Genomic DNA, 26,842 nt, shown 5'->3' with positions numbered 1-26,842 from the left:
CGTCGTCCGGGGGCCGCCGGCGGCGGGCGCGTGCGTCATCGGCCCGTCCCGACGGCTGTTCCCCCCGCCCGACGTCTACCCGAGGCGAACCGAGCCCGTAAACGGGGGGAACGAGCGGTTTGGAGGACGTACGCCCTCCTGGAGCCGGCACCAGCGCCCCGGAGGCGAACCGAGCCCGAAAAAGATCAGAGCAGGCCGATGTCCGTCTTCGGCATTTTCGGGTGGCGGCGGGGTGGGATGCGTCCCGCGAGCAGGATCAGCCGGGCGGCGCGGTGGCGTTGACCGGCGTAGGGGGCGAGGAGCTCCAGCATGGCGGCGTCGTCGGCGTCGCGGTTGCCGGCGAGGGCGTAGCCGATGATGCCGGGCAGGTGGAGGTCGCCGGTGGTGACGGCGTCGGGGGCGCCGTTGCTGCGCTGGAGGGTCTCGGCGGAGGTCCAGGGGCCGATTCCGGGGACGGCCTCCAGTCTGCGTACCGCGGCCGGGAGTTCCATGGCGGCGGCTTCTTCGAGCCGGCCGGCGACGCGGGCGGCGCGGACGATGGTGGCGGAGCGCTTCATGTCGACGCCTGCCCGGTGCCAGTCCCAGGACGGGATCATGGCCCAGGTCCGGGCGTCGGGTACGACGGACATGTCCTGCGGGCCGGGCGCGGGCTCCCCGTACTGGCGTACGAGCCGGCGCCAGGCCCGGTACGCCTCGTCGGCGGTGACCTTCTGCTCCAGGATGGTCGGGATCAGGGTTTCCAGGACCAGGCCGGTCCTGGTCAGGCGCAGGCCGGGGCGGCGGCGGTGGCTGGCGTGGACGAGGCGGTGGCGGGGGACGAACGCGGCCGGGTCGTCGCCGTCGCCGAGCAGCCGCGGCAGCCCGTCGAGGATCCAGTCGGCTCCGGGCCCCCAGGCTTCGGCGTGGACGGTGCCGGCGGGGCAGGTGACGCGGAGGGTGGCGGGGCCGTCGGGTGTCCGGCTGGTCTTCCAGACCGACCCGTCGGGGGTGGTGCGGAAGGTGGGGTCGTGCGGGCCGCGTCTGAGCGGGCCGAGGATCAGGCCGAGGTCCACGGGGCCCGCGGGCGTCCACGTCCGCTCCCGCGCCGCGCCTCCCGCGCGCTGTCCGCTGCCCGCGGGCACGCGGGTCCGCCCGCCGCGTACGGCGGCGCGGGTGAGGGGTTCGTATCGGCCGGCCACCCCCTGAGCGTAGCCCTCCCGGGGGAGGGCCCCGTACGGGTCAGCGGGTGCCGCCGGTGACGGTCAGCGGTTGCCGGTGACCGTCACCTTCTCGTCGTTCTGGATCTGCTTGACCAGCTGCTGCATCTTGGGCTTGTCCCACAGGAGGTTGCCGCCCCGTTCGCCCGCGATCGGCATGTTCATCGAGACGCCCTCGCCGCCGCTGATGCCCTTCATCGCGAAGAACATCTCGCCCATGTCCCACAGGGACATGTCCTTGTCCACGATCAGCGTGTCCAGGCCCGCGCCCAGGACCGGGTAGAGCTTGAACGGGTTGAGGATCGTGCCCGGCGTCGCCGCCTGGCTCGCCAGCGTCGACAGGAACTTCTGCTGGTTCTTCGTCCGGGCGAGATCGGACTCGGCGAAGGCGTACCGGGTCCGTACGAAGGCCAGGGCCTGCTCGCCGTTGAGGGTCTGCTCGCCCGCCTTGAAGTCGGCGCCCGACTTCTCGTCCTTGAAGCCCTTCTCGATGTTCATGTCCACGCCGCCCAGCGCGTCCACGATGTTGGCGAAGCCGGCGAAGCCGATCTCCGCGTAGTGGTCGATGCGCAGGCCCGTGTTGAACTCCACGGTGCGCACGAGCAGCTCGGGGCCGTCGTCCGCGTAGGCCGCGTTGAGCTTGGTGTGCTTGCCCGTGCCGGCGTACTTCTTGCCCGATTCGGAGCCGACGAACGAGGGGATCTCCACGTCGGAGTCGCGCGGCAGGGAGACCATGGTGTTCCCGCTGGAGCAGGACGCCAGGATCATCATCGAGTCGGTGCGCTTGCCCTCGGCGGAGCCGGTGTGGAGCTTCTTCTTCTCCTCGTCGGACATGCCCTCGCGGCTGTCGGAGCCGACGATGAGGTACGTCGTGCAGTCGCCTTCCTTCGGGCGCTCGATGACCTTGGAGAGGTCGACCTCGCGGCGCACCTTGGAGTCGGCCCAGAAGTAGGTGCCGATACCGGTCGCCAGCAGCGCCGAGACGAGCACGATCGACCCGATCTTGATCCGCCTGCGCCAGTCGACGTGCGCCACGACGTGGAGCGGGTCCCCGCTGGGGCCGGGACCGCCGGGACCGCCCGGCCTGCGTGGCCCGCCCGGGCCTCCCGGGCCGCCGGGCCGCTGGGGGGTGCCGTAGACCTGGCCGGTGTTGTACCCGCTGTCGTAGCCGCCCTCGTACGAGTCGTGGCCCTGGGCGTGCTGCGGCGGCACCCCGTACGCGGGCGGGCGGCCCGGCCGGGCGGGGGGCTGCTGCGGCTGCGCGGGCCGCTGGGGCTGCTGCTGCGGCAGCCCCTGCTGCCGGCGCCGGACGTGCGGCATCCGGCGCGCGCCCTCCGGCTGCGCCTGTGCGCTGCCGCGCCCGTACCCGTCGTCGCGGGCGTCGCCGCGCCCTTCTGGCCACTCACTCATGCGGCCTAGGATGCCCGGTCGCGTGAGGTGCAGGACAGTCCGGGAGGGCTTCGTATCGGTGCTGTTGCACAGCTGATGCATCCGCGACGGCTTCCGGGCATGATCCGGAAGACGGGCCTTTAAGGTGGCCGTATGACAGAGATACCGGGCGAACCGGCGCAGGACCCGCAGGGCAAGCCGGTCTCCGCCTCACGGACCACCCTCAGCCACATCATGACGGCCAACGACACCAACCTCCTCGGCACGGTGCACGGCGGCGTGATCATGAAGCTGGTGGACGACGCGGCCGGAGCCGTCGCCGGGCGCCACTCGGGCGGCCCGGCCGTGACCGCATCCATGGACGAGATGGCCTTCCTGGCCCCGGTCCGCGTCGGGGACCTGGTCCACGTGAAGGCCCAGTGCAACTGGACCGGCCGCTCCTCCATGGAGATCGGCGTACGGGTCCTCGCCGAGCGCTGGAACGAGTCGACCCCGGCCACCCAGGTCGGCAGCGCCTACCTCGTCTTCACCGCCGTGGACTCCGAGGGCAAGCCGCGTACGGTCCCGCCCGTGCTCCCCGAGAGCGACCAGGACCGGCGGCGCAACCAGGAGGCGCAGATCCGCCGCACCCACCGGCTGGCCCGGCGCCGGGCGATCATGGCCCTGCGCGAGGAGCGGGCGGCCCAGGGCTTCGACGACGACTGAGCCTGCTCAGCCGCGGCAGACGACCTGGTCCCCGCTGACCACGCCGAACGGCCCCTCCGAGGGGTCCTCCGGCCGGACCGGGACCACCTTCTTGTAGTCCGCGCCGGCGATCACCAGCACCGTCCGCCCCTGGCCGCGCACCGGCCGCAGCTCGCTGCCGGGCAGGGCGGTGGACACCGTACGGGCGGAGCGGTCCCAGCGCGGGTCGTACGCGATCACCGTGCGCTTCACGTTGCGGCCGGCGCCGTTGCCCGGGGCGCCGGTGGTGTCGAAGCCTGTGCCGCGCAGCGCGGCGTCCACGCGGCCGCCCAGCCCGTCGATCCGGGTGCCGTTCTCCACCCGCACCCTGATCTGCTGCGGGGGGACGTCCACCGGCACCGCGGGGGGCGGGGAGGGCCGGCCAGGGGCGGACGTGCCTGTCGGGCGGGGCGGGCGGGGCGGTGTGAGGGGCTGGTCGTCGCGCAGGGCCTGGAAGAGCTTCGCGGCCTTCGGCTCGTCCCATTTGACGGTGGAGCCGATGCCCTTGACCGGGTAGGAGGGGTCGCCGACCGGCACCGAGGCGAACTCCGAGGAGGAGGGGCTGAACTCGCGCATGGCCTGCCCCAGGGCGAGCATCTGCTCCGAGCCGAAGCCCCGGTCGGCCCGGACGGAGCTCAGCAGGGTGGAGCTGACCTCCTTGAACTTCACCGGGTTCAGCAGCACCCCGCTGCCGGTGGCCTGTTTGACCAGTGCGGCGAGGAACCGCTGCTGGCGCTGCATCCGCCCGAGGTCCGCGGCGCCGTCCACGTGGCGCGAGCGGACGTACTGCAGGGCCTCTCCGCCGCGCAGCCGGTGCGTTCCGGGCAGCAGGTCCAGGCCGGTCTTCTCGTCGCGGAGGGTCTTGGCGGTGCAGATCTCCACGCCGCCCAGGGCGTCGACCGTCTTCATGAAGCTGGTGAAGTCGACCTCCAGGTAGTGGTCGATCTTGACTCGGGTCATGCTCTCGACGGTGCGGACGGTGAGCTGCGGGCCGCCCTCCGCATAGGCGGCGTTCAGCTTCACCGGGTGGGGGCCGTGCTGCTGCCCGGTCGACTCGTCGCGGTGGGCGGGCAGCTGCGCGTAGCTGTCGCGGGGCAGGCTGACCACGCTGGCCCGCTCGCGGTCGGCGGACAGGTGCACGAGCATCACGGTGTCGGTGCAGTGGCAGGGGTCGCCGCCGAGGCGGTATTCGCGCTTGTCCCGCTGGGTGATCTTGTCGCGGCCGTCGGTGCCGACCAGCAGGATGTTCAGCCCGTGCCCCGCCTCCGGGCGGTTCTTCATGTCCTTGAAGGGGTCCACCCGCTCGATCCCGGTGTCCACTCCGGTCATCACGGCGTGGCCGACGGCGCCGGAGCCCAGCACCAGCACCGCGAGCCCGCCCGCGAGCCGTACCCCCCACCGGGGTCCGGTGCCCCGGCGCCGGGCCGGGGCACCGCCGCGGCGCGCACGGGGCGGCTGCGGGGGCCTGGCGGTTCGGGTGGGTCGGTGCGGCTGGGGCACGGGGGACACCTCCGCGAGGCAGCAGGGGCCGAAAGGGACGACCCGGGCATATAAGGCAGATCGTCAGAACAGTAGGCCCATACGATCAGCGTCCGTCCCGACCGATCAGGCGGCGCGCACCCGTTTCCCCCGTACGCGGTAACGTGACACCGATACCCGACCGTGAAGGACCACATGCCCGCCCAGCAGCCCGCAGTCTCGGTGATCATGCCGGTGCTCAACGAGGAGCGCCACCTGCGTGACTCCGTCCGTCACATCCTCGGACAGGAGTACGCAGGTGAGATGGAGGTGGTGATCGCGCTGGGGCCGTCCACGGACCGCACCGACGAGATCGCCGCCGAGCTCGTACGCGAAGACCCCCGCGTCGTCACCGTTCCGAACCCCTCCGGCCGTACCCCGGCCGCCCTCAACGCCGCCATCAAGGCCTCGCGTCACCCGATCGTGGTGCGCGTCGACGGTCACGGCATGCTCTCGCCGAACTACATCGCCACCGCGGTCCGCCTCCTGGAGGAGACCGGCGCGCAGAACGTCGGCGGCATCATGCACGCCGAGGGCGAGAACGCCTGGGAGGAGGCTGTCGCCGCCGCGATGACCTCCCGGCTGGGAGTCGGCAACGCCGCGTTCCACACGGGCGGCAAGGCGGGCCCGGCCGACACCGTCTACCTGGGGGTGTTCCGCCGCGAGGCGCTGGAGCAGGCGGGCGGCTACAACGAGGAGTTCATCCGCGCCCAGGACTGGGAGCTGAACTTCCGCATCCGCGAGGCCGGCGGGCTCATCTGGTTCTCGCCCGAGCTGAAGGTCCAGTACCGCCCGAGGCCCTCCGTACGGGCGCTCGCCAAGCAGTACAAGGACTACGGGCGCTGGCGCCACGTGGTCGCGCGCTACCACTCGGGCTCGATCAACCTGCGCTACCTCGCCTCTCCGGCCGCCGTCTGCGCGATCGCAGCCGGTGTGGTGGTCGGAGCGACCGTGACCCCGTGGGCGTTCGTGATCCCGGCGGGCTACCTCGCGGCGATCGGCCTCGGCTCCGTCCCGGCGGGCAAGGGCCTCTCGCTCAAGGCCCGCGCGCAGATCCCGGTGGCCATGGCGACCATGCACATGTCCTGGGGCTTCGGGTTCCTGACCAGCCCGCGCGCTCTTGCGGACAAGGTCATCGCGAGCCGCCGCCCGGCCGTGCGCCGCGACACCACCGAGGTCCAGCCCCGGCTGCCGTAACCCGGAAGGGGCCCGGTGGTGCTGTCGTCCGACAGCACCACCGGGCCCCTTCGCGTTCTGCTCGCGGCCCTACCAGGTGAAGCCCGGCTGGATCGCCATGCACTCCTTGTCGTTGTCCCCGTTGAGCGGGCGCGCGGAGTCGGGGGCCTTGGTCGGGGCGGGCGGCGGCGGGGTCGGTGCGTCGCCCGTCCGCCAGTCCTTGCCCACGAACAGGGTGATCCCGGTGACGTCGTCGGACTTCTCCACGGAGCTCGCCGGCAGGCCGAGGGCGGTGGCCAGGGCCGTCGCGTCGGCCGCCTGGCCCGGGGCGGAGAAGCGGATCACGGTGGTGTCCTCAGCGGCGGCCTGGGCGCTGGCGGCCGCCTTCGTGTAGCCCTTGGCGGCCAGCAGCGAGGTGACCGTGTCGGCCCGGGCCTTGACCCTGGCCTGGCTGCCGTCCTTGCCTCCGGTGGCGTTGCGGACCGTGACCGCGACCTTCGCGGGGGGCGCGGCCGGGACGGCGGCGGGCTGGGACGGGGCGGTGGAAGGCGACGGCGTCGCCGGAGAGCCCGAGGCGGCCGGTGCCGAGGGGGTGGCGGCCGGGTTCCCGGACCCCTTGCCGTCGAGCGCGATGTCCTCGCGGACCATCCGGAACACGTCCTCGGCCTCGCCCGGCTTAGGCTCGACCCGGCCCTCCTCCCGGGTGCTGTACACCCACGGCATGGTGGTCATCGTGATCCGCCCGGTGGGGACCTTCTTGAGCTCCACGCTGAGGTCGTACAGCTTGTCGATCTTGTTCAGGCCGGGGTCCACGACCATGGCCTTGATGGCCGCCTGCGCCAGGCTGTTGAGCTTCACCGGGTTGCTGAGCTTGGCGTTCTTGCGGAACTCGCGGGCCATGGAGTTCATGTACATGTGCTGGGCGTGGGTGCGGCCGAGGTCGGTGCCGTCCTCGAAGCCGTAGCGGGTGCGCAGCCACTGCAGGGCCTGCTCGCCCTGGATGACGTTCTCGCCGGCCGACAGCTTCAGGCCGGAGCCCTTGCCGTCCTTGGTGCGCGACTCCACGTTCTGCTGGACGCAGACCGGTACGCCGCCGATGGCGTCCGCCATCGTCACCACACCCTTGAAGTCGATCATCATGAAGTGATCGATCGGGATCTTGGTCAGTTCCTGCCAGGCGGCGACGGTGCAGCCCGGGCCGCCGCGGCTGAGGGACTCGTTGGTCTGGACGAGGCGAGTGCTGGCCGGGTGGACCTTGCCGTTCGGCTCGGTGCACTTCGGCATCATCAGCATCGTGTCGCGCGGCATCGAGACGACCGACATGTTGCTGCGGTCCGCCGACAGGTGCAGCAGCATCTGCACGTCCGCCAGCGGCGGGCCGTCGAAGGTGTCCTTGGCCCCGCCGAGGGCCTGGTTGGCCGCGTCGTCACGGGCGTCGGAGCCGATGAGGAGGATGTTCAGCGGGGTCTGCCCGAAGGCGTTGGGCTTGGAGCCGCCCAGCTTGTTCTCGCCGAGGTTCAGCGGGTCCGTCTTGATGCTGCCGTTGAGGTGGCGGTAGTAGAGGTAGCCGGCCGCCGCCGTCCCGAGTATGAGGAACGCCAGGACGGAGGCGACCCAGCGCAGTATGCGCCGCCGTCCCCGCCGGGGCGGCGTGCCGTCGCGGCCCCCGCCGTTCCGCGGTGGGGGAACGGCTCCCGGCGCCTCCGCGCCACCGCCGGATATGCCACCGCCGGTCTGGGCGGGCGCCCCCTCCCCCCGCACGCTGCTGTGCCTCACGCGTCCCCCCTCAAGATCACTCTGGTCTTGTGTGCCGGTCGTACCGGCACAGGTCGGTGACCGGCCGGTGGTCGGCCGGCCGTCGATCGCCGTACTCGTTCTCGGGCTCGCCAGGACGGCCGGGCGGGCCCGGCCGTCCTGCGTGCTCCGCCTACTTGGCGCAGACCGCCTTGTCCGCCTCGACCCGCTGGATGTCCTCCGGCGCCTTCTGCGGCGCCGTCAGCGAGACCCCCGCCCCCTTGAAGTCCGCGCCGAGCGTGAGCTTCATCGGGGTCTTGGGCGCGGCGTCCGCCGAGCCCATCTTCAGCGCCGAGGCCGGCAGGCCCATCATGTCCGCCAACGCCCGCGCCTGGTCGGCCTGGTTGGGCGCGTACTCCAGCTGGGTCGCGTCGACCTTGGCGGGCGCATTGCCGTGGTTGCTGGCCCTGGTCACGCCCTTGCTGTTCTGCAGCCAGGTCAGGGTCGTGGAGGCGGAGCCGCCGGGGCCGCCTCCGTTGAAGATGTCCACCCGTACGTCCTTGGCGGCGGCGCGCTCACCCTGCAGGAGGGCGTCCTGCTTGGCCTTGGTCGCGGCGTCGGCCGCGTCCTTGGCGGCCTGCTCCTTCTGCTCGACCTCGGTGAGCGAGACGTCGCTGCGGATCATCTGCAGGAGCGGGTCGGCCAGCGCCGTCTGGACGACGACGGTCGCCTTCTTGCCCGGGGGCTCGGCCGGGTTGTCGAGCACCGGCAGGGTGGTGAAGGTGACGTTCTTCAGGTTCATGTCCTTCAACTCGCCCGCCAGATTGGTGAGCTTGTCGATGGACCCTATCCCCGAGTCCACGGTCAGCGACTTGGTGGCCGCCTCGGCGAGGGAGAAGAACTTCTTCGGACTGGTCAGCGTTTCCTTCGACTTCATCTCGCGCATCATCGAACTCAGGAACTGCTGCTGGGTCTTGATGCGGTCGAGGTCGCTCCCGGTCCCGAGGGCGTGCCGGGTCCGGACGAAGGCCAGGGCCTCCTCGCCCTGGAGCCGGTGCTCGCCCGCGTCCAGCTTCAGCTTGGAGTCCTTGTCGTCGACGGGCTTGGCGAGGCACACGGGCACACCGCCGACCGCCGTGCTCAGCACCTTCACCGCGTTGAAGTCGACCATCATGAAGTGGTCGACCGTGATCCCGGTGAGCTCCTTGACCGTGCGCATCGTGCAGCCCGGGTCGCGGCCCTCCTGGCCGAGGCTCGTGTTGAAGCGGGTGCCCTTGGTGGCCGGGACGGTCTTCGTCGAGCCGTCCGGCTGCTTCGTCGGGCAGGCCGGGACGTTCGTGATCAGGTCGCGCGGGATCGACAGGGCGGTCGCGTTGGTGCGGTCCTTGGCGACGTGGAACAGGATCGTGGTGTCGGCGTGGCCGACGCTCTCCGCGTCCCCGTAGCCCTCGTTGCCCGCGCCGCTGCGCTTGTCGGTGCCGATGACCAGGATGTTGATGGGCTGGTCCTTCTTGAACCCGCCCGTGCCCGCGTCCCCGACGTCCGTGACGTTGAGGTTGTTGTTCAGGTGGTCGTAGTAGAGGTACGCGCCCACCGAACCCGCGACCAGCAGGAAGGCGAGGGTGCCGCCGGTGATGACCAGGATCCTCTTGCGGCGCCCGCCTCCGCCGCCGCCCTTGCGGCCGGTGCGCCGCCCGGGGGGGCCGTCGCCGCGGCGCGGCCCGGGGACCGCGGGGGACGGCGAGGGCGAGGAGGGCTTGGGGCCGGCCGGCACGCCGGGGCGGGCCGAGGAGGGTCTGCGGGGAGCGGCGACCGGGGGCTGCTGCTGCGCAGCGGAGCGGTCCAGTCGCAGTTCGTAGTTGCCGGTGCGGGGGTTGAGTACCCACTGGTCTGCGGGGTCGATCTCGTCTGCCCGCCCACGGCTTTGCGCATCCACGGTTGCTCGAATCCTCCGTCGGTGCCTCGCGACGCGCCTCCCCCAAGGCGCCCGGTCAACGATCCGGCTGCTGGTGCACGGCCTCTTTGCTGGCCGGGGCACCGGACCGCTCACCTTATCCGCCCCGGTCTGCTCCAAACCATGCTGGTGACAAATTCCACTCCCCTTATAACGGGGCAAAACTCCCAAGCCTCTTGGTTCGGGGCTGGTTCGAGGCTGGTTCGGGGGCCGCTTTGGCGATTGTTTTACCGGCAGTCGGCCGCGTCGGCGGTGGTCCCGGTGAAGGTGGGGACGGGTGCGGGGGCCGTACCGGTTCCCGACGGGGAAGGGCTCGCCCCGTCGCGGGCGCCCTGCGGGGCGCCCGGCTTCCGGCCGGTTCCGGTCGGCTGCGGCGCCGCCGACTTCGGCGGGGTCACCGTCAGCGGCCGGTCCGCCCGCAGTTGCTCGAACAGCCGGGTCGCCGCGGGCTGTACGAGTTCGTCCCGGTTCGGGTTGGCCGCGTACGGCCGCCGGGGCACGGTCAGGAACCTCACCTGGCCGGTGGGGATCCCCCTGATGCCGCGGGCCAGCTCGTACAGGTCCCGCAGCGAGGCCAGCCCCGGGTCGGTGGTCACCGAGGAGGTCGCGGCGTCCAGCAGCGGGTACAGCCGCGCCGGGTTCAGCAGCACCCCGCTGCTCTGCACCTTCTTGACCAGCGAGCCGAGGAACTGCTGCTGGCGCGCCATCCGGTCGGTGTCGCTGCCGTTGCCCAGGCTGTAGCGGGCGCGGACGAAGCCGAGGGCCTGCTCACCGTGCAGGGTCTGCCGGCCGGCCGGGAGCTTCAGCCGGGCCTCGGGGTCGTTCATCGGCTGCTTGAGGCAGACCTCCACCCCGCCGACCGCCTCGACCATCTTCTTGAAGCCGCCGAAGTCCACCACCATGTGGTGGTCGATCCGGATCCCGGTGAGCTTCTCCACCGTACGGATCGTGCAGGCGGCCCCGCCCCACTGGAACGCCCAGTTGAACTGCGCGAGCTGCTCGGAGGTGCGGCTGCCGCCCGGTGTCAGGCAGCTCGGGATCCGCGTCATCAGGTCCCGGGGGATCGAGACCGCCGTCGCGCTCTTCCGGTCGGCCGGCAGGTGCAGCAGGATCGCGGTGTCCGAGCGCTGGGTGCCCTGGTCCGGCCCGTAGCGGGCGTTCTCCTTGCCGGAGCGCGAGTCCGAGCCGATCAGCAGGATGTTCTGCGAGCCGCCCGCCAGGCGCGTCGGGCGCTCCCGCTCGTACCGCTCCAGCTCGGCCGCCGCGGAGGTGTCCTGGGTGATGTTCCCGTCGAGCTTGGAGTAGATCCACCAGCCCGCGGCCGTCCCGGCCAGCACCAGCAGGACCATGGCGAGCCCGATCCAGCGCAGCAGTCGGCGCCGGCGGCTGCGCGGGGGCTCCGGGGAGCCTCCGGCGGCGCCGGTACTGCCGGGTATGCCTGCGCTGTCCGTCACTCGCTTACCGTCCCCTCACCGCTCGTGGCTGTGTGGTGACCTGCGGGCCGTACGGGTGTACGCACGACCTGTGCCGATCCTGCCCCCGGGATGCCGCGGCGGCCCGGGGGCAGGGCCCGGTCAAGGGCCGTACGGGTGACAAATCGCCCGAGTTCGCGGCTGGGCGAAGTGGGTGACGAGGGGTAGCGGAGCGTGACGGGCCGGGCGCCGGAAGGGCCGGGGCGGCCCGGGGCTACCGGGCGGTGTGGGTGACCCGCTCGCTCTCCGTCCGCTGGGCCAGGCCGTCCGCCGACAGCCGGTCCAGGTTCCGGCAGAGCACGACCGACCCGCCCGCCGCGAGGGCCGCGTACAGGCCCGCCGACAGTCCCGCCCAGGAGTCGTAGCCGAGCGCCGACAGCAGTCGGGAGCCCTCGCCCAGGCCGAGCCCCGCCGCGTCCTCGCGGGCCCGCTCGACGATCCGTGCGTACGAGAGCTCCTCGCCGCCGACGACCAGCCCCGGGCCGTCCGGGTCGACGGGGACGAAGGGAGCGAACCGGTCGCCCTGTCCGGGCACCTCCACCGCGTAGTCCGCGAACCCGGCGGGCGGCTGCGGGAACCGCCCGCCCAGCGGACGCAGCGCGAGCGCGATCCGCTCGCCGGAGCAGGCCGCGGCCTGCTCCAGGGTGTCGGGCCCGCTCACCACGAGGTCGGCGTCGGCCGGGTCGCCGCCCACCTCGGCGACCACCCCGACCGAGGCGCAGGCGAGCAGCCACACGGCGCTCTGCCAGTGCGCGGGCAACAGCAGGGCGAGCCGGTCACCGGGCCCGGCGCCCAGGTCGCCCTGGAGCAGATTGGCGGTCTTGGCCACCCAATTGGCGAAGGTGGCGACGGACAATTCGACGCGCTCGCCCGTGGCGTCGTCGTAGAAGGTGACGAGCGGGCGGCCCGGATCGGCGGCGAGCGCGGATCGCAGCAGGTCGGCAGGGGTGCGGTCAGTGGCGTTCACCCGGCCCAGCGTACGCGGCGCCCTCCCCCGTACGGCCGTCGGCGACTGCTCCGTACGAGCGAGCGCGGGGGCCCGCCGACCGGACGGGCCATCAGTTCTCAAATGGCGGCCCGGGGTGTGCGTGCACAGCATCTCTTCCATGCGTGGATTCCTTGCTTCCTCGATCGCCGTCGCGACCGCGGCCGCACTGGCCCTGCCGCTCTCGCTCGCCACTCCGGCCCAGGCCGCCGCGTCCCCGTCCGCAGCCTCCCCGGTAACCCCCGCGGGGTCGACCCAGTCGCTGCCGCTCGTCCCCCTGGGACCCTCGGCCGACCGGTCTCCCGGCGTACCCGGTATGAGCGCCTCGCCACGGCTGCCCGAGACCCGGGGCCTCGCCCCGCACGAGGTCAAGAGGTTCTCGCTGGTCGGCGTGGTCTGGGACGACGCGGGCACCGAGCTGTCCGGCCGCGTCCAGGTCCGCACCCGTTCCGCGGGGACGGGGGTCTGGTCCGACTGGCAGGACCTGGAGACCCACAACGGTGAGCACGCCGCCGACCCGGACGCCGCCGAGCGAGGCTCCGGCCGGGTCCGCGGCAGCACCGCCCCCCTGTGGGTGGGCGACTCCGACGCCGTGGAGGTCCGCGTCCGGGCCGAACCCGCGGCGCCCGGCCTGCGCGCCTCCGCCGCGCACCGGCTCCCGTCGGGCATGCGCATCGAACTGGTCGACCCGGGCGCGACGGACCCGGTGACGGTGGTCGACGCCAAGAACGGCGCGGACGGCGCGGACGACCCCGACGGCGCGACCGGTCCGAACGGCCCGGCCGGCCCGAACGGCGCAGCCGGCGCGGTGGACGCGGTGGACGCCGTGGATGCGGTCGACGACCCCGAGGGCGAGGACAAGGGCGACGTGGTGACCCTGCCGGGCATGACCATGGAGATGGCGGAGGCTTCCTCCGCCAACGTCCCCCTGGCCCCGCTCGGCGCGGCCGAGATCACCGCCCTCGACAAGGCCGACTCCACCGCCGACGCGATCCTCGCGAGCGACGGCGAACTCACCGCGGCCTCCCGCCCGTATATCGGCCCGCGGCCGAGGATCATCACCCGCAAGGGCTGGGGCGCCGACGAGAACCTGCGCGAGAAGGGCTTCGTCTACACGAACACCGTCAAGGCGGCCTTCGTCCACCACACCGCCTCCGGCAACAACTACGCCTGCAAGGACGCCCCGGCGGTGCTCCGCGGCCTGTACCGCTACCACGTCGTCAGCCTCGGCTGGCGCGACATCGGCTACAACTTCGCCGTCGACAAGTGCGGAACCGTCTACGAGGGCCGGGCGGGCGGCGTCGCGAAGGCGGTCCTCGGGGCGCACACCATGGGGTTCAACACGGACAGCATGGGCATCGCGGTGCTCGGCACGTACACGAGCACCACCCCGCCGGCGGCCGCGGTGAGTGCGGTGGCCCGCCTGACGGCGTGGAAGCTGGGCCTGTTCAACCGCGACCCGCGCGCCAAGACCACCCTCAAGTCGGGCGGCGGCAACCGCTTCACGAAGGGCACCAACGTCAAGATGAACGTCATCTCGGGGCACCGCGACGGCTTCGCCACGGAATGCCCCGGCCGCCTCCTGTACGGGCAGCTGCCCCCGACCCGCGTCTCCTCGGCCAAGCTCCAGGGCCGCCCGTAGGGGCTGTCTTCGGGATCAGGCCGAACGGCCCCGGGGAGATCCTCCGGGGCCCTCGCGGTTCAGCGGTCGGAGGAGAAGCGCACCGCCGCGGGCGGCAGCTCCGCCTCGCACCACACGCGGGCTCCGCCGCGCAGCTCGTTGTCCGACCCCACGACGGCGCGGTCGCCGACGACCGCCCCCTCCAGGACCGTACGCGCGCCCACCGAGGCGGCGACACCGATCAGGCTCGCCCGGACCCGGGTGTCCGCGCCGATGACCGCGTCGTCGAGCACGATCGAGCCGTGCACCACGGCACCCGCCCCGATCCGGGCGCCCGCGCCCACGACGGTGCCCCCGGAGAGCTCGGCCCCGGGCGCGACACTCGCGCCGGGCAGGACCAGTGCCTCCCCGCGGGGGCCGGGGACCGCCGGGGAGGCGACGACGCCGCGCACCAGGTCGGCGGAGGCCTGGACGAAGGACTCGGGCTTGCCGAGGTCCAGCCAGTACGTGTTCTCGGTGACGCCGTGCAGTTTCGCGCCGGAGGCGAGCAGCCCGGGGAAGGTCTCGCGCTCGACCGAGACGGGGCGGCCCGCCGGGATCGAGTCGATCACGCTGCGGCGGAAGACGTAGCAGCCGGCGTTGACCTGGTCGGTGATGATCTCCTCGGGCGTCTGCGGCTTCTCCGTGAAGGCCAGCACCCGCCCGTCCGGGTCGGTGGGCACCAGGCCGAAGGCGCGCGGGTCCTCGACCTGCACCAGGTGCAGGGAGACGTCCGCGGCGGCGGCCCGGTGGGAGTCGACGAGGCCGGCGATGTCCAGGCCGGTGAGGATGTCGCCGTTGAAGACGAGCACCGGGGAGTCGGGGCCGCCGGTCAGGCGCTGCGCCGCGTTGCGGATGGCGCCGCCGGTGCCGAGCGGCTCGTCCTCGACGACGTATTCGAGGCTGACGCCGAACGCGGACCCGTCGCCGAAGTAGGGCTCGAAGACCTCGGCGAGGTAGCAGGTGGCCATCACGATGTGGGTGACGCCGGCTGCCGCCGCCCGCGCTATCTGGTGGGCGAGGAAGGGCACGCCGGCCGCGCGCACCATCGGCTTCGGGGTGTTGACCGTGACGGGGCGCAGACGCGTCCCCTGCCCCCCGACCAGCAGGATCGCTTCCAAAATTTGCCTCTCCCCACCCGGTTCGGGAGTCCGAAGGTCCAAAGTTAGCCCATCCGGGGGGCCTCGCAGCCCGGGGGCGGCGGAATCACGCCGCCGCCCCCGGCCGACGGTGCCGCTACGGCAGGTTGCGCGCCATGACGATGCGCTGGACCTGGTTGGTGCCCTCGTAGATCTGCGTGATCTTGGCGTCGCGCATCATGCGCTCGACCGGGTAGTCACGGGTGTAGCCGTATCCGCCGAGCAGCTGGACCGCGTCCGTGGTGACCTCCATGGCCACGTCGGAGGCGAAGCACTTGGCGGCGGCGCCGAAGAAGGTCAGGTCGCCGTCGACGCGCTCGGACTTGGCGGCGGCCGCGTACGTCAGCTGGCGGGCGGCCTCGATCTTCATGGCCATGTCCGCGAGCATGAACTGCACGCCCTGGAAGTCGCCGATCGGCTTGCCGAACTGCTTGCGCTCCTGGACGTAGCCCTTGGCGTAGTCCAGGGCGCCCTGGGCGATGCCGAGCGCCTGGGCGGCGATGGTGATGCGGGTGTGGTCGAGGGTCTTCATCGCGGTGGCGAAGCCGGTGCCCTCGGCGCCGATCATGCGGTCGGCGGGGATGCGCACGTTGTCGAGGTAGACCTCGCGGGTCGGGGAGCCCTTGATGCCGAGCTTCTTCTCCGGGGCGCCGAAGGAGACACCCTCGTCGCCCTTCTCGACGACGAAGGCGCTGATGCCCTTGGAGCGCTTCTCCGGGTCGGTGACCGCCATGACGGTGTAGTACTCGGAGACGCCCGCGTTGGTGATCCAGCGCTTGACGCCGTTGAGGACCCAGAAGTCCCCGTCGCGCACGGCGCGGGTCTTCATGCCCGCGGCGTCGGAGCCCGCGTCGGGCTCGGAGAGCGCGTACGAGAACATCGCGTCGCCCTTGGCCAGCGGGCCGAGGTACTTGGCCTTGAGCTCCTCGGAGCCGGAGAGGATCACCGGGAGGGAGCCGAGCTTGTTCACGGCCGGGATCAGGGAGGAGGAGGCGCACACGCGGGCCACCTCCTCGATCACGATCACGGTGGCGAGGGCGTCGGCGCCCGCGCCGCCGTAGGTCTCCGGGACGTGCACGGCGTGCAGGTCGTTGGCGACCAGGGCGTCCAGCGCCTCCTGCGGGAAGCGGGATTCCTCGTCGACCGCGGCCGCGAACGGGAGGATCTTCGCCTCGGCGAGCGAGCGGACGGACTCTCGGAGCATGTCGTGCTCCTCGGCCGGGCGGTACAGGTCGAAGTCGGCAGAACCCGCCAAGATCTCTCACTCCCCAAGGTGAACCATGTGCTAACTACCGTTAAGTAACCCAAATCTTAGTGTCCGGCGTCCGCGCAGCGATATGTACGGGGCACGTGAGCTGCATGACAGCGGTGGCGCTCCTGTGAGCGTCCCCTGCGACGGGCGCGACTATGCTCGGTTGCCGCACACGGCCCCGCACCTCTGGAGCACCCATGGCCCCCCTCAAGATCACTGTGATCGGCACCGGCTACCTCGGCGCCACGCATGCCGCGGCGATGGCGGAGCTGGGCTTCGAGGTCCTCGGGCTGGACGTGGTGCCGGAGAAGATCGAGATGCTGGCCGCGGGCCGGGTGCCGATGTACGAGCCGGGGCTGGAGGAGCTGCTCGCCGCGCACGTCGCGGGGCTGCCCGGGTCCTCGGGGCGGCTGCGGTTCACCCGGTCGTGGGAGGAGGTCGGCGCCTTCGGCGACGTCCACTTCGTCTGTGTGAACACCCCGCAGAAGCACGGCGAGTACGCCTGCGACATGTCGTACGTCGACTCCGCCATCGAGTCGCTCGCCCCGCACCTGACCCGGCCGGTCCTGGTGGTCGGCAAGTCGACCGTGCCGGTCGGCTCCGCGGAGCGGCTCGCGGCGAAGCTGGCGCAGCTCGCCCCGGCGGGCGCGGAGGTGGAGCTGGCGTGGAACCCGGAGTTCCTGCGGGAGGGCTTCGCGGTGCAGGACACCCTGCACCCGGACCGGATCGTGATCGGCGTCCAGGGCGACCGCGGCGAGAAGCTGCTGCGGGAGGTCTACGAGACGCCGATGTCGGAGGGCACCCCGCTGGTGGTGACCGACTTCCCGACGGCCGAGCTGGTCAAGACGGCGGCCAATTCCTTCCTGGCCACCAAGATCTCCTTCATCAACGCGATGGCGGAGGTGTGCGAGGCCGCCGGCGGCGACGTGGTCAAGCTGGCCGAGGCCATCGGCTACGACGAGCGGATCGGCGCGAAGTTCCTGCGCGCCGGGATCGGCTTCGGCGGCGGCTGCCTGCCCAAGGACATCCGGGCCTTCATGGCGCGCGCCGGCGAGCTCGGCGCGGACCAGGCCCTGACCTTCCTGCGAGAGGTCGACTCCATCAACATGCGCCGCCGCGGGCACATGGTGGAACTGGCCCGGGAAGCCGTCGGCGGCGCCTTCCTCGGCAAGCGGGTCGCGGTGCTGGGCGCCACCTTCAAGCCGGACTCGGACGACGTCCGCGACTCCCCCGCTCTGAACGTGGCCGGGCAGATCCACCTCCAGGGCGGCCAGGTCACCGTCTACGACCCGAAGGGCATGGACAACGCCCGCCGCGTCTTCCCGACGCTCGGCTACGCCGACTCGGCCCTGGAGGCGGCCCGGGGCGCGGACGTGGTCCTGCACCTCACGGAGTGGCGGGAGTTCCGCACCCTCGACCCGGTCGAGCTCGGCTCCGTCGTCACCGACCGCCTCATCCTCGACGGCCGCAACGCCCTGGACCCGGAAACCTGGCGCGCGGCGGACTGGACCTACCGCGCGATGGGCCGCCCCCGCGCCTGACCGCCGACCCGGCCCCGACGGACGGAGTCCGGCGCAGCACCCCGAAGCCCGCAAGGCCCCCCAGGGCCGAGCGGCGCGAGGGGTGCGTCGGAAAAGGGGACCTCGACGGACGGAGTCCGTGCGTCGAAAGGGCGCTACGGGGTCTTGCGGTGCTGGGCCGCGCGGGCCGTGAATTCCGCGTCGCGCAGGACCCGTTGGGCGTTGCCCCAGGTGAGCAGGGCCAGGTCGGTCTCCGGCCAGCCCCGTTCGAGGAGTTCCGCGATCAGCCGCGGATACCCCGAAGCGTCGGTCAGGCCCGTCGGGCGGGGGACGCCCGGCTCGCTGCCGAAGGTGGCGCCCAGGCCGACGCAGTGCGGGCCCGCCACGGCCCGTACGTGGTCCACGTGGTCGGCCACCGCGTGCAGGCTGTCTCCGGTCTGCGCGGCGTCGAAGGTGACCATCGCCAGTCCGCCCGCCTCCCGCAGCGCGAGCAGCACCTCGTCGGTCACGTTCCCCGGGTGGGGGTTCAGCGCGGCGGCCGCGGTGTGCGAGACGATCACCGGCGCCTTGGAGGCCCCGGTCAGCTGGCAGGCCACCGTCGGGCTGCACCCGGTCAGGTCCACCAGCATCGCCAGCCGGTTCATCTCCTTGACGACCTCGTGGCCGAAGGCCGTCAGCTCGTCCCGCGCCCAGGGCGCTCCGGCCGGCGCGAGGATCCGTACGCCCAGGGCGTGGAAGGCCCGCAGCGCGCCCAGCGAATCGGTCAGCGTACGGCCCGGCACCGGGCCCAGGAACGAGGCGATCCGCCCCCGGTTGCGGGCATCGGCCATGTCGTTCGCGGTCAGCGCGAAGCACAGGCTGTCGGGATAGCGGCGCATCAGCGCCAGCGCCCCGTCGATCTGTTCGAGGGTGTCGGAGACCACCTGGTCCGGGGACGCCGCCTCCCGCGGCAGCATCAGGGACCAGAACTGGGCGCCCACCCCGCCGGCCCGCAGCCGCGGGATGTCGGTGTCGACCCCCGCGTCCGGGGTGTCGATGTCGTGGTACGGGCTCTGGTGCAGCGTCCACACCAGGGTGTTGTGCCCGTCCGCCACGGGATGGACGGCCAGCAGCTCGACGGCCCGTTCCAGGGCGCCGGCCGCCGCGTCGGCGGGCACGTCCTCGGCGCCGACGGAGCCGAGGGGGGCCGGGTCGGCGGTGCAGGCCGTGTTCCCGGCGTTCGGTTCGTCCTGCAGGTCGGCCATGGCGTTCGCTCCGGTCTCGGCGGCAGCAGGGAGAGGGGTTCTGCCACGGTGACACGCGCAGCGGCCGGGCCGCCCGGCGGATGGGGCGTTCGGGTGAAACCCGCAGGTCACACCCCATGGCCCAGCCGCCGTGCGGTGCCGCGGCCCGCTACCTGACCGGCTGCAGCACGGCGTTCGACGGCCCCCGCGTCGCGGAGAGCCCGCGCGCCACCGCTTCGGCGTCGCGCAGCGCCCGTACGGCGTTGGACCACGTCAGCTTGGCCAGGTCCGCCCGGGACCAGCCGCGGTCGAGGAGCTCCGCGATCAGGTTCGGGTATCCGGCCACGTCGTCCAGCCCGGCCGGGGTGAAGGCGGTGCCGTCGTAGTCCCCGCCGATGCCGATGTGGTCGACGCCGGCCACCTCCCGCATGTGGTCCAGGTGGTCGGCCACCGTGGCGGCCGTCGCCACCGGGCGCGGGTGCTCGGCCTCGAAGGCCCGGTGCAGGGCCATCGCCTCGGCCGTGGTGTCCAGCGGGTGGAATCCGTGCGCCCGCAGGTTCTCGTCCGCGGCGAGGGTCCACTCGACCGCCGCCGGGAGGATGAACTTGGGCACGAAGGTGGCCATCGCCACCCCGCCGTTGGCGGGCAGCTGCGCCAGGACCTCGTCCGGCACGTTGCGCGGGTGGTCGCAGACCGCCCGCGCCGACGAGTGGGAGAAGATCACCGGCGCCGCGGAGACGGCGATCGCGTCCCGCATCGTCGTCTCCGCGACGTGCGAGAGGTCGACGAGCATGCCGATGCGGTTCATCTCGCGGACGACCTCGCGGCCGAAGTCGCTCAGACCGCCGTGGCGCGGCTCGTCGGTCGCCGAATCCGCCCAGTCGATCGTGTCGTTGTGCGTCAGCGTCATGTACCGCACGCCCAGCCGGTGCAGGGCGCGCAGGGTGGCCAGCGAGTTGTTGATGGAGTGGCCGCCCTCGGCGCCCATCAGCGAGGCGATCCGGCCGTCCGCACGGGCCGCTTCCATGTCGTCCGCCGTCAGCGCCCGTGCGAGGTCCGCCGGGTAACGCCCGATCAGCTGGGCGACGGCGTCGATCTGCTCCAGGGTGGCGCTGACCGCCTCGTCGCCGGCGTAGTCGGAGCGCACGTAGACCGACCAGAACTGCGCGCCGACCCCGCCGGCGCGCAGCCGGGGGATGTCGGTGTGCAGGTGGACGGACTGGTCGGCGGCGATGTCACGCCGGTCGAGGTCGTAGCGCACCTGCTGGCGCAGCGCCCACGGCAGGTCGTTGTGCCCGTCGACGACCGGGTGCTCGGCGAGCAGCTCGCGGGCCTCGGCCAGCCGCCCGGCCGCACCCGCCCCCGCCCGCCCCGCCCCGGCCTCGCCGGCCGCGCTCACTTGCCGAATCCGAAGGACTCCGCGCCCGCCACCTTCGCACGCAGCCGCTTGCCCTTCTCGGTGGCCTGGTCGTTCAGCTCCTGCTGGAAGTCCCGCATCCGGCCCAGCAGCTCCGGGTCGTGCGCGGCGAGCATCCGTACGGCCAGCAGTCCGGCGTTGCGCGCCCCGGCCACGGAGACGGTGGCGACGGGAACCCCCGCGGGCATCTGGACGATCGACAGCAGCGAGTCCATGCCGTCGAGGTACTTCAACGGGACGGGGACGCCGATGACCGGCAGCGGCGTGACCGAGGCGAGCATGCCGGGCAGGTGGGCCGCCCCGCCCGCGCCCGCGATGATCGCCTTCAGGCCGCGGTCGGCTGCCTGCTCCCCGTACGCGACCATCTCGCGCGGCATCCGGTGCGCGGAGACCACGTCGACCTCGTAGGAGACCTCGAATTCGTCCAGCGCCTGGGCCGCGGCCTCCATGACGGGCCAGTCGGAGTCCGAGCCCATGACGATGCCGATGACGGGACCTGCGGTAGCGGTGCTCATTCGGTGATCGTTCCTCTGAGGTAGCCGGCAGCGTGACGTGCGCGCTCCAGCACATCGTCCAGGTCGTCGCCGTAGGTGTTGACGTGGCCGACCTTGCGGCCGTGTTTCACGTCCTTGCCGTACATGTGGATCTTCAGCTGCGGGTCGTGGGCCATGCAGTGCAGGTACGCCGCGTACATGTCGGGGTAGTCCCCGCCGAGCACGTTCGCCATGACCGTCCAGCGGGCCCGGGGGCGCGGGTCGCCCAGGGGGAGGTCCAGGACCGCGCGGACGTGGTTGGCGAACTGGGAGGTGACGGCACCGTCCTGGGTCCAGTGGCCGCTGTTGTGCGGGCGCATCGCCAGTTCGTTGACCAGGATCCGCCCGTCGGCGGTCTCGAACAGCTCCACGGCCAGGTGCCCGGTCACGCCGAGCTCCTGGGCGATGCGCAGGGCGAGGGCCTGGGCCTCGCCCGCGAGGGCTTCCGAGAGGTTCGGGGCGGGGGCGATCACCGTGTCGCACACGCCGTCGACCTGGATGGACTCCACCACGGGGTAGGCCACGGCCTGGCCGTGCGGGGAGCGGACGATGTTGGCCGCGAGCTCGCGGACGAAATCGACCTTCTCCTCCGCCAGGACCGGGACGCCCGCCTTGAAGGGGGCCTGCGCGTCCTCCACGGACCGCACGACCCACACACCCTTGCCGTCGTAGCCGCCGCGCACGGTCTTGAGGATGACGGGGAAGCCGCCCACCTCTTCCGCGAAGGCGGCCGCGTCCGCCGGATCGCTCACGATCCGGTGGCGGGGGCTGGGCGCGCCGATCTCGTCGAGCTTGGCGCGCATCACCCCCTTGTCCTGGGCGTGCACCAAGGCGTCGGGCCCCGGGCGGACGGGGATGCCGTCCGCTTCCAGGGCCCGCAGGTGTTCGGTGGGTACGTGCTCGTGATCGAAGGTGATCACGTCGCAGCCGCGCGCGAAGGCGCGCAGCGTTTCCAGGTCGCGATAGTCGCCGATGACGACGTCGTTCACGACCTGGGCCGCCGAGTCCTGTGGGGTGTCACTGAGGAGCTTGAATCTGATGCCGAGGGGGATACCCGCCTCGTGGGTCATGCGGGCGAGCTGTCCGCCGCCGACCATGCCGACTACCGGGAACGTCACCCCTCCAGAGTATCCGCCGGTATTCCGCCATCCGGACCGGGCCCTGGCCCGTACTCGCCGATGTGGCTCGTCTCATCCTCCCGGTGTGCCGTGCGTCGCACGGTGTGCGAAGGCACGGACGGCCCACCGGGGCGACACTTAGCATGGGTGGCTGACCGAGACAGACGAGACGCCGCCCGGCCCGGGGGGCGCCGACGACGGGACTGATCCATCACATGAGCGCGCCGGAGCAGGGATCCGCCCTCGAACGGGTACGCGGTCTCGTACGGGAGGTCGCCAAGTTCGGGGCGGTCGGCGGCCTGGGCGTGCTGGTCAACCTGGGCGTCTTCAACCTGATCCGGCACACCACCGACCTGCAGGTGGTGCGGGCGAGCGTCATAGCCACCGTCGTGGCCATCATCACCAACTACATCGGGTTCCGGTACTTCACCTACCGTGACCGCGCCCACTCCGGCAGCTCCCGCGAGCTGCCGCTGTTCGTGGCCTTCAGCGTGATCGGCCTGGTCATCGAGAACGGCGTGCTCTACACGGCCACCTACGGCTTCGGCTGGGACGGCCCGCTCGCCACCAACGTCTGCAAGTTCGTCGGCATCGGCACGGCCACCGTCTTCCGCTTCTGGTCGTACCGGACCTGGGTCTTCAAGGCGCTGCCCGCGCCGGAGGCCGCCGCCGCGGTCGCGGGGCACCAGGACTCCGCGCTCTCCGCGGAGCCCGCGCTCGCCCCGGAGCCCGCGGGCAAGTAGGGCCGTCCGGCCTCAGCGGACCGTCTCCTCCGGCTCCGGGCGCTCCGGCGCGGTCCGGCTCAGGAACAGTGCGAACACCGGCGGCTGCGTCTGCAGCAGCTCCAGGCGCCCCCCGTCGGCCTCCGCGAGGTCCCGGGCCACGGCCAGGCCGATCCCGGTGGAGTTGCGGCCGCTGATGGCCCGCTCGAAGATCCGGTTGCCGAGGTCGGGCGGGACTCCCGGCCCCTCGTCGGTGACCTCCAGTACGGCCTGGTTGCCGATCACCCGGGTCCGCAGGGCGACGGTGCCGCCTCCGTGCATGAGCGCGTTCTCCACCAGGGTCGCCAGCACCTGCGAGACCGCGCCCGGGGTGGCGACGGCCCGGATGCCGGTCTTGCCGGAGCGCACGATGGCCCGGCCCGCGCTGCGGTAGGCGGGCCGCCACTCCTCCACCTGCTGTTTGACGACCTCGTCCAGGTCGAAGGGCACCGCGGAGCCCGTCCGCGGGTCCCGGGAGTTCGTGAGCAGCCGCTCGACCACATCGGTGAGCCGTTCCACCTGGGTCAGGGCGATGCTCGCCTCGTCCCGTACCGTCGCCAGGTCCTCGGTGACCGTGATCTCCTCCAGCCGCATCGACAGGGCGGTGAGGGGGGTCCGCAGCTGGTGCGAGGCGTCCGCGGCCAGGCGCCGCTCGGCGGTCAGCATCCGGGCGATCCGCTCCGCGCTGGAGTCCAGTACGTCGGCGACCCGGTCCAGCTCGGGCACCCCGTACCGCTTGTGCCGGGGCCGCGGGTCGCCGGAACCCAGCCGCTCGGCGGTCTCGGCGAGGTCGGTCAGGGGGGAGGCCAGCCGGTTGGCCTGCCGTACGGCCAGCAGGACGGCCGCCACCACCGCGAGCAGGGCCACCGCGCCGACCACGGCGAGGGTCCGCCCCACCTCCTTGGTCACGGTGGAGCGGGAGGCCTCGACGACGACGGTCTCGCCCTGCTCGCCCTTCGCGGTGCCCCGGATGACGCTGTCGGGGATCCGTTCGCCGACCTCCACGGCCGGCCGGCCGGGGACGGTGATGCGGGCGTAGCGGCCCGCGTCGAGCTGCTCGGCGAGGGCCTGCGCGTCGATCGGCTTGCGCTCCAGGACGTCCGCCTCGACGCTGCCGACGAGGCGCAGCGCCTCGGACTCGATGCGGTCCTGGGCGCTGCTGGTGATCGTCCGGGTCTCCACGATGACGAGGGAGACCCCGAAGACGGCGATCACGACGAGCACCACGGCGAGCGTGGACTGGATCAGGCGGCGGCGCATGGCTCAGTGGTGCTCATTTTTGCTCGGGTCCACTCGGACGCTGGTGGCACTAGCTCTTCTCGAAGCGGAAGCCGACGCCGCGGACGGTCGCGATGTAGCGGGGGTTGGCGGCGTCGTCGCCCAGCTTCTTGCGGAGCCAGGAGATGTGCATGTCGAGGGTCTTGGTGGAGGACCACCAGGTGGTGTCCCACACCTCGCGCATCAGCTGGTCGCGCGTGACGACCCGGCCGGCGTCGCGCACCAGGACCCGCAGCAGGTCGAACTCCTTGGCGGTGAGCTGGAGCTCCTCCTCCCCCATCCAGGCGCGGTGCGACTCGACGTCGATCCGTACGCCGTGGGTGGCGGGGGCCTGGCTGGCCTCGTTGGCGCCGCGCCGCAGCAGGGCCCGTACCCGGGCCAGCAGTTCGGCGAGGCGGAAGGGCTTGGTCACGTAGTCGTCGGCGCCCGCGTCCAGGCCGACGACGGTGTCGACCTCGTCCGCGCGGGCGGTGAGGACCAGGATCGGAAAGCCGTGGCCCTCGGCGCGCAGCCGTCGGGCGACCTCCAGGCCGTCCATGCCCGGCAGGCCCAGATCCAGGACGACGAGGTCGACGCCGCCCTGCAGTCCGGCGTCCAGGGCGGTGGGGCCGTCCTCCCGGACCTCGACCTCGTACCCCTCCCGGCGCAGGGCGCGGGCCAGGGGTTCCGAGATGGATGCGTCGTCCTCGGCGAGCAGTACACGCGTCATGTGGGTGATGGTAGTCCGCAGCGGCTGAAAGCAGGGTCGTGCGTGCACACCCCTGCCGATCTGGTCTTATGGCAAGGGGCGGCCTTCGAATGTGACCAAACGGTTCCCGAAAGGCCTGTGATCCATGTCTCAAGTCCTTTCATATGCCGCCGTGTCGTGTCGTATGGTGGCGAGACGCCTGATGCACTACCTCTGAGACCTTTGTGCCGAAAAGCGCGCCGAGGGTCTCTCTTTCTGTCCTGACCGGTCCGGGCAGTCCGCGGACTGACGTGGCCGGGCTTGATGACAGTGAATGACCTGTGGGCCGGGCTTCGCGCGCGAGGTGTGCGACGAAGCGTGGATCCCGGTTACGGATGCTCCCTCGTCTCCGCCGTACAGGCGGGGACGGACCCCAGGGCGTGGGGTGGGTCGCCCGTCGCCGGTGCCGGCCAACCCCCCACCGGGCGCTGTTCCGCTCACGAAGCGAGGCGTCCCGAGCAAGCAAGGATCGACCATGGCTTCCAGCCTGACGAAGGACCCGGCGGCTCCGGCCTCCGAGAAGACCTTCTTCGGCCACCCCCGTGGCCTGGCCACTCTGTTCATGACCGAGATGTGGGAGCGCTTCTCCTACTACGGCATGCGTGCACTCCTCGTGTACTACCTGGTCTCGGGCGGCGCCGACGCCGCGACGGGAAGCCAGGGCGGCGGTCTGGCGATGACCGCGGCCACGACCACGGCGATCTACTCCGTGTACGTCTCGATGGTCTACCTGATGGCCATGCCGGGCGGCTGGTTCGGTGACCGCGTCTGGGGTGCCCGCAAGACGGTCGCCATCGCCGGCTTCGTGATCATGGCCGGCCACCTGTCGCTGGCCCTGCCGGGCCAGGCGATGTTCTTCGTCGGTCTGATCCTCGTCGCGGCGGGCTCCGGTCTGCTGAAGGCCAACATCTCCACGATGGTCGGCCACCTGTACGACGGCCCCGAGGACCCGCGCCGTGACGGCGGCTTCACGCTCTTCTACATCGGCATCAACCTCGGTGCCTTCGTCGCCCCGCTCGTCGTCGGCACGGTCGGCAAGGAGCACAACTGGCACCTGGGCTTCGCCCTCGCCGCCGCCGGCATGGCCCTGGGTCTCACCCAGTTCCTGCTCGGCACCAAGCACCTGAGCCCGAAGAGCAGCGAGGTCCCGAACCCGCTGACGCCGCAGGAGCGCAAGGCCGTCCTCACCAAGGTCGCCCTCGCGGTCGCCGGTATCGCCGTCTTCTACGGCGCCGTGGTGGCCCTCGGTGCCTACACGCTGAACTGGGCGCTGGTCCCGCTGACCCTGGCCGGTCTGTTCATCCCGATCGCCGTGCTGGTGCGCATCAAGCGCGACAAGGACCTGTCCTCGACCGAGCAGTCGAAGATGACGGCCTACATCTGGTTCTTCATCGCCGCCGCCGTCTTCTGGATGATCTACGACCAGGGTGGCTCCACGCTCTCCCTGTTCGCCGACGACAAGACCGCCGACACCGTCTTCGGCCTCGGTTTCTCGGCCACCTGGTACCAGTCGCTGAACCCGCTGTTCGTGATGGCGCTGGCCCCGGTCTTCGCCTGGCTGTGGGTGTGGCTGGCCCGTAAGAACCAGGAGCCGAACACCATCGTGAAGTTCGCGATGGGCCTGGTCCTGATCGGTGCCTCTTTCTTCGTCTTCATCATCCCGATGAACATGGCGGGCGGCGACGCCAAGGTCTCCCCGATGTGGCTCGTCTCGATCTACATGATCCAGACCATCGGTGAGCTGTGCGTCTCCCCCGTCGGCCTCTCGGTCACCACGAAGATGGCCCCGCAGAAGTACGCCTCCCAGATGATGGGTGTCTGGTTCCTCGCGGTCACCGCCGGCGACTGCATCACCAGCCTCCTGTCCATCGGCGGGGTGGACCTGAACGGTCTGGGCGTGATCGCCCTGCAGGCGGCCGCCGCGGCCCTGGCCGGCTTCGCGGTGTACGCCTACCGCAAGAAGGTCCAGGCCCTGATGGGCGACGTCCACTGACGCAGGCCCCTCGGCGCGTGAAGCGGCCCGGCACACCCCTGGTGTGCCGGGCCGCTTCGTCGTTCCCGCCGCCG

The 26,842-nt window shown here is 72.0% G+C and carries 21 protein-coding genes; 6 read left to right on the top strand and 15 right to left on the bottom strand.

What is annotated here, in order from left to right; all coding sequences use genetic code 11:
- Positions 1 to 185: 185 nt before the first annotated feature.
- Positions 186 to 1,178, bottom strand: coding sequence for a DNA-3-methyladenine glycosylase family protein (locus AC0666_RS30915; RefSeq protein ID WP_468969663.1), 993 nt, complete (start codon positions 1,176 to 1,178; stop codon positions 186 to 188).
- Positions 1,179 to 1,241: 63 nt separating this feature from the next.
- A complete protein-coding gene (locus AC0666_RS30910; RefSeq protein ID WP_468969665.1) occupies positions 1,242 to 2,606 on the bottom strand; it encodes an LCP family protein in 1,365 nt (454 codons plus the stop codon).
- A gap of 132 nt (positions 2,607 to 2,738) precedes the next feature.
- Here AC0666_RS30910 and AC0666_RS30905 point away from each other — a divergent pair, with 132 nt between their 5' ends.
- A complete protein-coding gene (locus tag AC0666_RS30905; RefSeq protein ID WP_356853454.1) occupies positions 2,739 to 3,290 on the top strand; it encodes an acyl-CoA thioesterase in 552 nt (183 codons plus the stop codon).
- 6 nt (positions 3,291 to 3,296) lie between these two features.
- Here the strand turns inward: AC0666_RS30905 and AC0666_RS30900 are convergent, their stop codons facing one another.
- On the bottom strand, positions 3,297 to 4,808 hold the full coding sequence (locus AC0666_RS30900) for an LCP family protein (RefSeq protein WP_478708817.1): 1,512 nt from the start codon (positions 4,806 to 4,808) through the stop codon (positions 3,297 to 3,299).
- Between the two features lie 174 nt (positions 4,809 to 4,982).
- On the opposite strand from AC0666_RS30900, the gene AC0666_RS30895 reads away from it, so the two are divergent.
- The gene (locus AC0666_RS30895) at positions 4,983 to 6,023 is read left to right on the top strand and encodes a glycosyltransferase family 2 protein (RefSeq protein ID WP_468969671.1); all 1,041 of its coding nucleotides are present in this window, start codon (positions 4,983 to 4,985) and stop codon (positions 6,021 to 6,023) included.
- Positions 6,024 to 6,092: 69 nt separating this feature from the next.
- On the opposite strand, the gene AC0666_RS30890 is transcribed toward AC0666_RS30895, so the two are convergent.
- The 4 genes from AC0666_RS30890 to AC0666_RS30875 all read right to left on the bottom strand — a co-directional run bounded on the left by AC0666_RS30890 (position 6,093) and on the right by AC0666_RS30875 (position 12,129).
- Positions 6,093 to 7,778: an LCP family protein gene (locus AC0666_RS30890; RefSeq protein WP_468969674.1), complete on the bottom strand. Its 1,686-nt coding sequence runs from the start codon at positions 7,776 to 7,778 to the stop codon at positions 6,093 to 6,095.
- Positions 7,779 to 7,929: 151 nt separating this feature from the next.
- Entirely contained in the window at positions 7,930 to 9,672 is a 1,743-nt protein-coding gene (locus tag AC0666_RS30885; RefSeq protein ID WP_468969676.1) for an LCP family protein, read from the bottom strand.
- A 245-nt stretch (positions 9,673 to 9,917) separates the two neighbouring features.
- Positions 9,918 to 11,144, bottom strand: a complete 1,227-nt coding sequence (locus AC0666_RS30880; protein ID WP_468969678.1) for an LCP family protein — start codon at positions 11,142 to 11,144, stop codon at positions 9,918 to 9,920.
- A gap of 232 nt (positions 11,145 to 11,376) precedes the next feature.
- Positions 11,377 to 12,129: a TIGR03089 family protein gene (locus AC0666_RS30875; protein ID WP_478708816.1), complete on the bottom strand. Its 753-nt coding sequence runs from the start codon at positions 12,127 to 12,129 to the stop codon at positions 11,377 to 11,379.
- Between the two features lie 139 nt (positions 12,130 to 12,268).
- On the opposite strand from AC0666_RS30875, the gene AC0666_RS30870 reads away from it, so the two are divergent.
- The gene (locus AC0666_RS30870) at positions 12,269 to 13,789 is read left to right on the top strand and encodes a peptidoglycan recognition protein family protein (RefSeq protein ID WP_478708815.1); all 1,521 of its coding nucleotides are present in this window, start codon (positions 12,269 to 12,271) and stop codon (positions 13,787 to 13,789) included.
- A gap of 59 nt (positions 13,790 to 13,848) precedes the next feature.
- Here the strand turns inward: AC0666_RS30870 and manB are convergent, their stop codons facing one another.
- Positions 13,849 to 14,931, bottom strand: coding sequence for a mannose-1-phosphate guanylyltransferase (manB, locus tag AC0666_RS30865; protein WP_468582073.1), 1,083 nt, complete (start codon positions 14,929 to 14,931; stop codon positions 13,849 to 13,851).
- 112 nt (positions 14,932 to 15,043) lie between these two features.
- Positions 15,044 to 16,201, bottom strand: a complete 1,158-nt coding sequence (locus AC0666_RS30860) for an acyl-CoA dehydrogenase family protein (RefSeq protein WP_361718339.1) — start codon at positions 16,199 to 16,201, stop codon at positions 15,044 to 15,046.
- Between the two features lie 194 nt (positions 16,202 to 16,395).
- Here AC0666_RS30860 and AC0666_RS30855 point away from each other — a divergent pair, with 194 nt between their 5' ends.
- Entirely contained in the window at positions 16,396 to 17,739 is a 1,344-nt protein-coding gene (locus tag AC0666_RS30855; RefSeq protein ID WP_468582007.1) for a UDP-glucose dehydrogenase family protein, read from the top strand.
- Between the two features lie 134 nt (positions 17,740 to 17,873).
- Here AC0666_RS30855 and AC0666_RS30850 read toward each other — a convergent pair whose 3' ends face one another.
- The 4 genes from AC0666_RS30850 to AC0666_RS30835 form a co-directional block, all read right to left on the bottom strand.
- Positions 17,874 to 18,962, bottom strand: coding sequence for a dipeptidase (locus tag AC0666_RS30850; RefSeq protein WP_468969689.1), 1,089 nt, complete (start codon positions 18,960 to 18,962; stop codon positions 17,874 to 17,876).
- 148 nt (positions 18,963 to 19,110) lie between these two features.
- Positions 19,111 to 20,340 carry a dipeptidase gene (locus tag AC0666_RS30845; protein ID WP_468969692.1) on the bottom strand — a complete coding sequence of 410 codons (1,230 nt, stop codon included), beginning with the start codon at positions 20,338 to 20,340 and terminating at the stop codon, positions 19,111 to 19,113.
- On the bottom strand, positions 20,337 to 20,873 hold the full coding sequence (purE, locus tag AC0666_RS30840) for a 5-(carboxyamino)imidazole ribonucleotide mutase (RefSeq protein ID WP_468582002.1): 537 nt from the start codon (positions 20,871 to 20,873) through the stop codon (positions 20,337 to 20,339). Before purE ends, AC0666_RS30845 begins: the two co-directional genes overlap by 4 nt.
- Positions 20,870 to 22,009 (bottom strand): 5-(carboxyamino)imidazole ribonucleotide synthase, encoded by a 1,140-nt coding sequence (locus AC0666_RS30835; RefSeq protein ID WP_468969697.1) that lies wholly within the window; start codon positions 22,007 to 22,009, stop codon positions 20,870 to 20,872. Before AC0666_RS30835 ends, purE begins: the two co-directional genes overlap by 4 nt.
- A gap of 215 nt (positions 22,010 to 22,224) precedes the next feature.
- Here AC0666_RS30835 and AC0666_RS30830 point away from each other — a divergent pair, with 215 nt between their 5' ends.
- Positions 22,225 to 22,752: a GtrA family protein gene (locus tag AC0666_RS30830; RefSeq protein WP_468969700.1), complete on the top strand. Its 528-nt coding sequence runs from the start codon at positions 22,225 to 22,227 to the stop codon at positions 22,750 to 22,752.
- 12 nt (positions 22,753 to 22,764) lie between these two features.
- Here AC0666_RS30830 and AC0666_RS30825 read toward each other — a convergent pair whose 3' ends face one another.
- Together AC0666_RS30825 and AC0666_RS30820 are read right to left on the bottom strand one after the other, a co-directional pair.
- Entirely contained in the window at positions 22,765 to 24,030 is a 1,266-nt protein-coding gene (locus tag AC0666_RS30825; RefSeq protein WP_468581998.1) for an ATP-binding protein, read from the bottom strand.
- A gap of 49 nt (positions 24,031 to 24,079) precedes the next feature.
- On the bottom strand, positions 24,080 to 24,757 hold the full coding sequence (locus AC0666_RS30820) for a response regulator transcription factor (protein ID WP_125816630.1): 678 nt from the start codon (positions 24,755 to 24,757) through the stop codon (positions 24,080 to 24,082).
- Positions 24,758 to 25,250: 493 nt separating this feature from the next.
- On the opposite strand from AC0666_RS30820, the gene AC0666_RS30815 reads away from it, so the two are divergent.
- Positions 25,251 to 26,768 (top strand): peptide MFS transporter, encoded by a 1,518-nt coding sequence (locus tag AC0666_RS30815; protein WP_468969705.1) that lies wholly within the window; start codon positions 25,251 to 25,253, stop codon positions 26,766 to 26,768.
- Positions 26,769 to 26,842 lie beyond the last annotated feature (74 nt).

It is taken from the genome of Streptomyces sp. NPDC043680 (assembly GCF_056436685.1).
This window is presented reverse-complemented; position numbering and strand designations above follow the sequence as displayed.

Excerpts from the sequence above, each read along its gene's own strand:
- AC0666_RS30905 (WP_356853454.1), top strand. The coding sequence starts at position 2,739 with ATGACAGAGATACCGGGCGAACCGGCGCAGGACCCGCAGGGCAAGCCG.
- purE (WP_468582002.1), bottom strand. The coding sequence starts at position 20,873 with ATGAGCACCGCTACCGCAGGTCCCGTCATCGGCATCGTCATGGGCTCG.
- AC0666_RS30895 (WP_468969671.1), top strand. The coding sequence starts at position 4,983 with ATGCCCGCCCAGCAGCCCGCAGTCTCGGTGATCATGCCGGTGCTCAAC.
- AC0666_RS30910 (WP_468969665.1), bottom strand. The coding sequence starts at position 2,606 with ATGAGTGAGTGGCCAGAAGGGCGCGGCGACGCCCGCGACGACGGGTAC.
- AC0666_RS30825 (WP_468581998.1), bottom strand. The coding sequence starts at position 24,030 with ATGCGCCGCCGCCTGATCCAGTCCACGCTCGCCGTGGTGCTCGTCGTG.
- AC0666_RS30830 (WP_468969700.1), top strand. The coding sequence starts at position 22,225 with ATGAGCGCGCCGGAGCAGGGATCCGCCCTCGAACGGGTACGCGGTCTC.
- AC0666_RS30815 (WP_468969705.1), top strand. The coding sequence starts at position 25,251 with ATGGCTTCCAGCCTGACGAAGGACCCGGCGGCTCCGGCCTCCGAGAAG.
- AC0666_RS30870 (WP_478708815.1), top strand. The coding sequence starts at position 12,269 with ATGCGTGGATTCCTTGCTTCCTCGATCGCCGTCGCGACCGCGGCCGCA.
- AC0666_RS30850 (WP_468969689.1), bottom strand. The coding sequence starts at position 18,962 with ATGGCCGACCTGCAGGACGAACCGAACGCCGGGAACACGGCCTGCACC.
- AC0666_RS30820 (WP_125816630.1), bottom strand. The coding sequence starts at position 24,757 with ATGACGCGTGTACTGCTCGCCGAGGACGACGCATCCATCTCGGAACCC.
- AC0666_RS30855 (WP_468582007.1), top strand. The coding sequence starts at position 16,396 with ATGGCCCCCCTCAAGATCACTGTGATCGGCACCGGCTACCTCGGCGCC.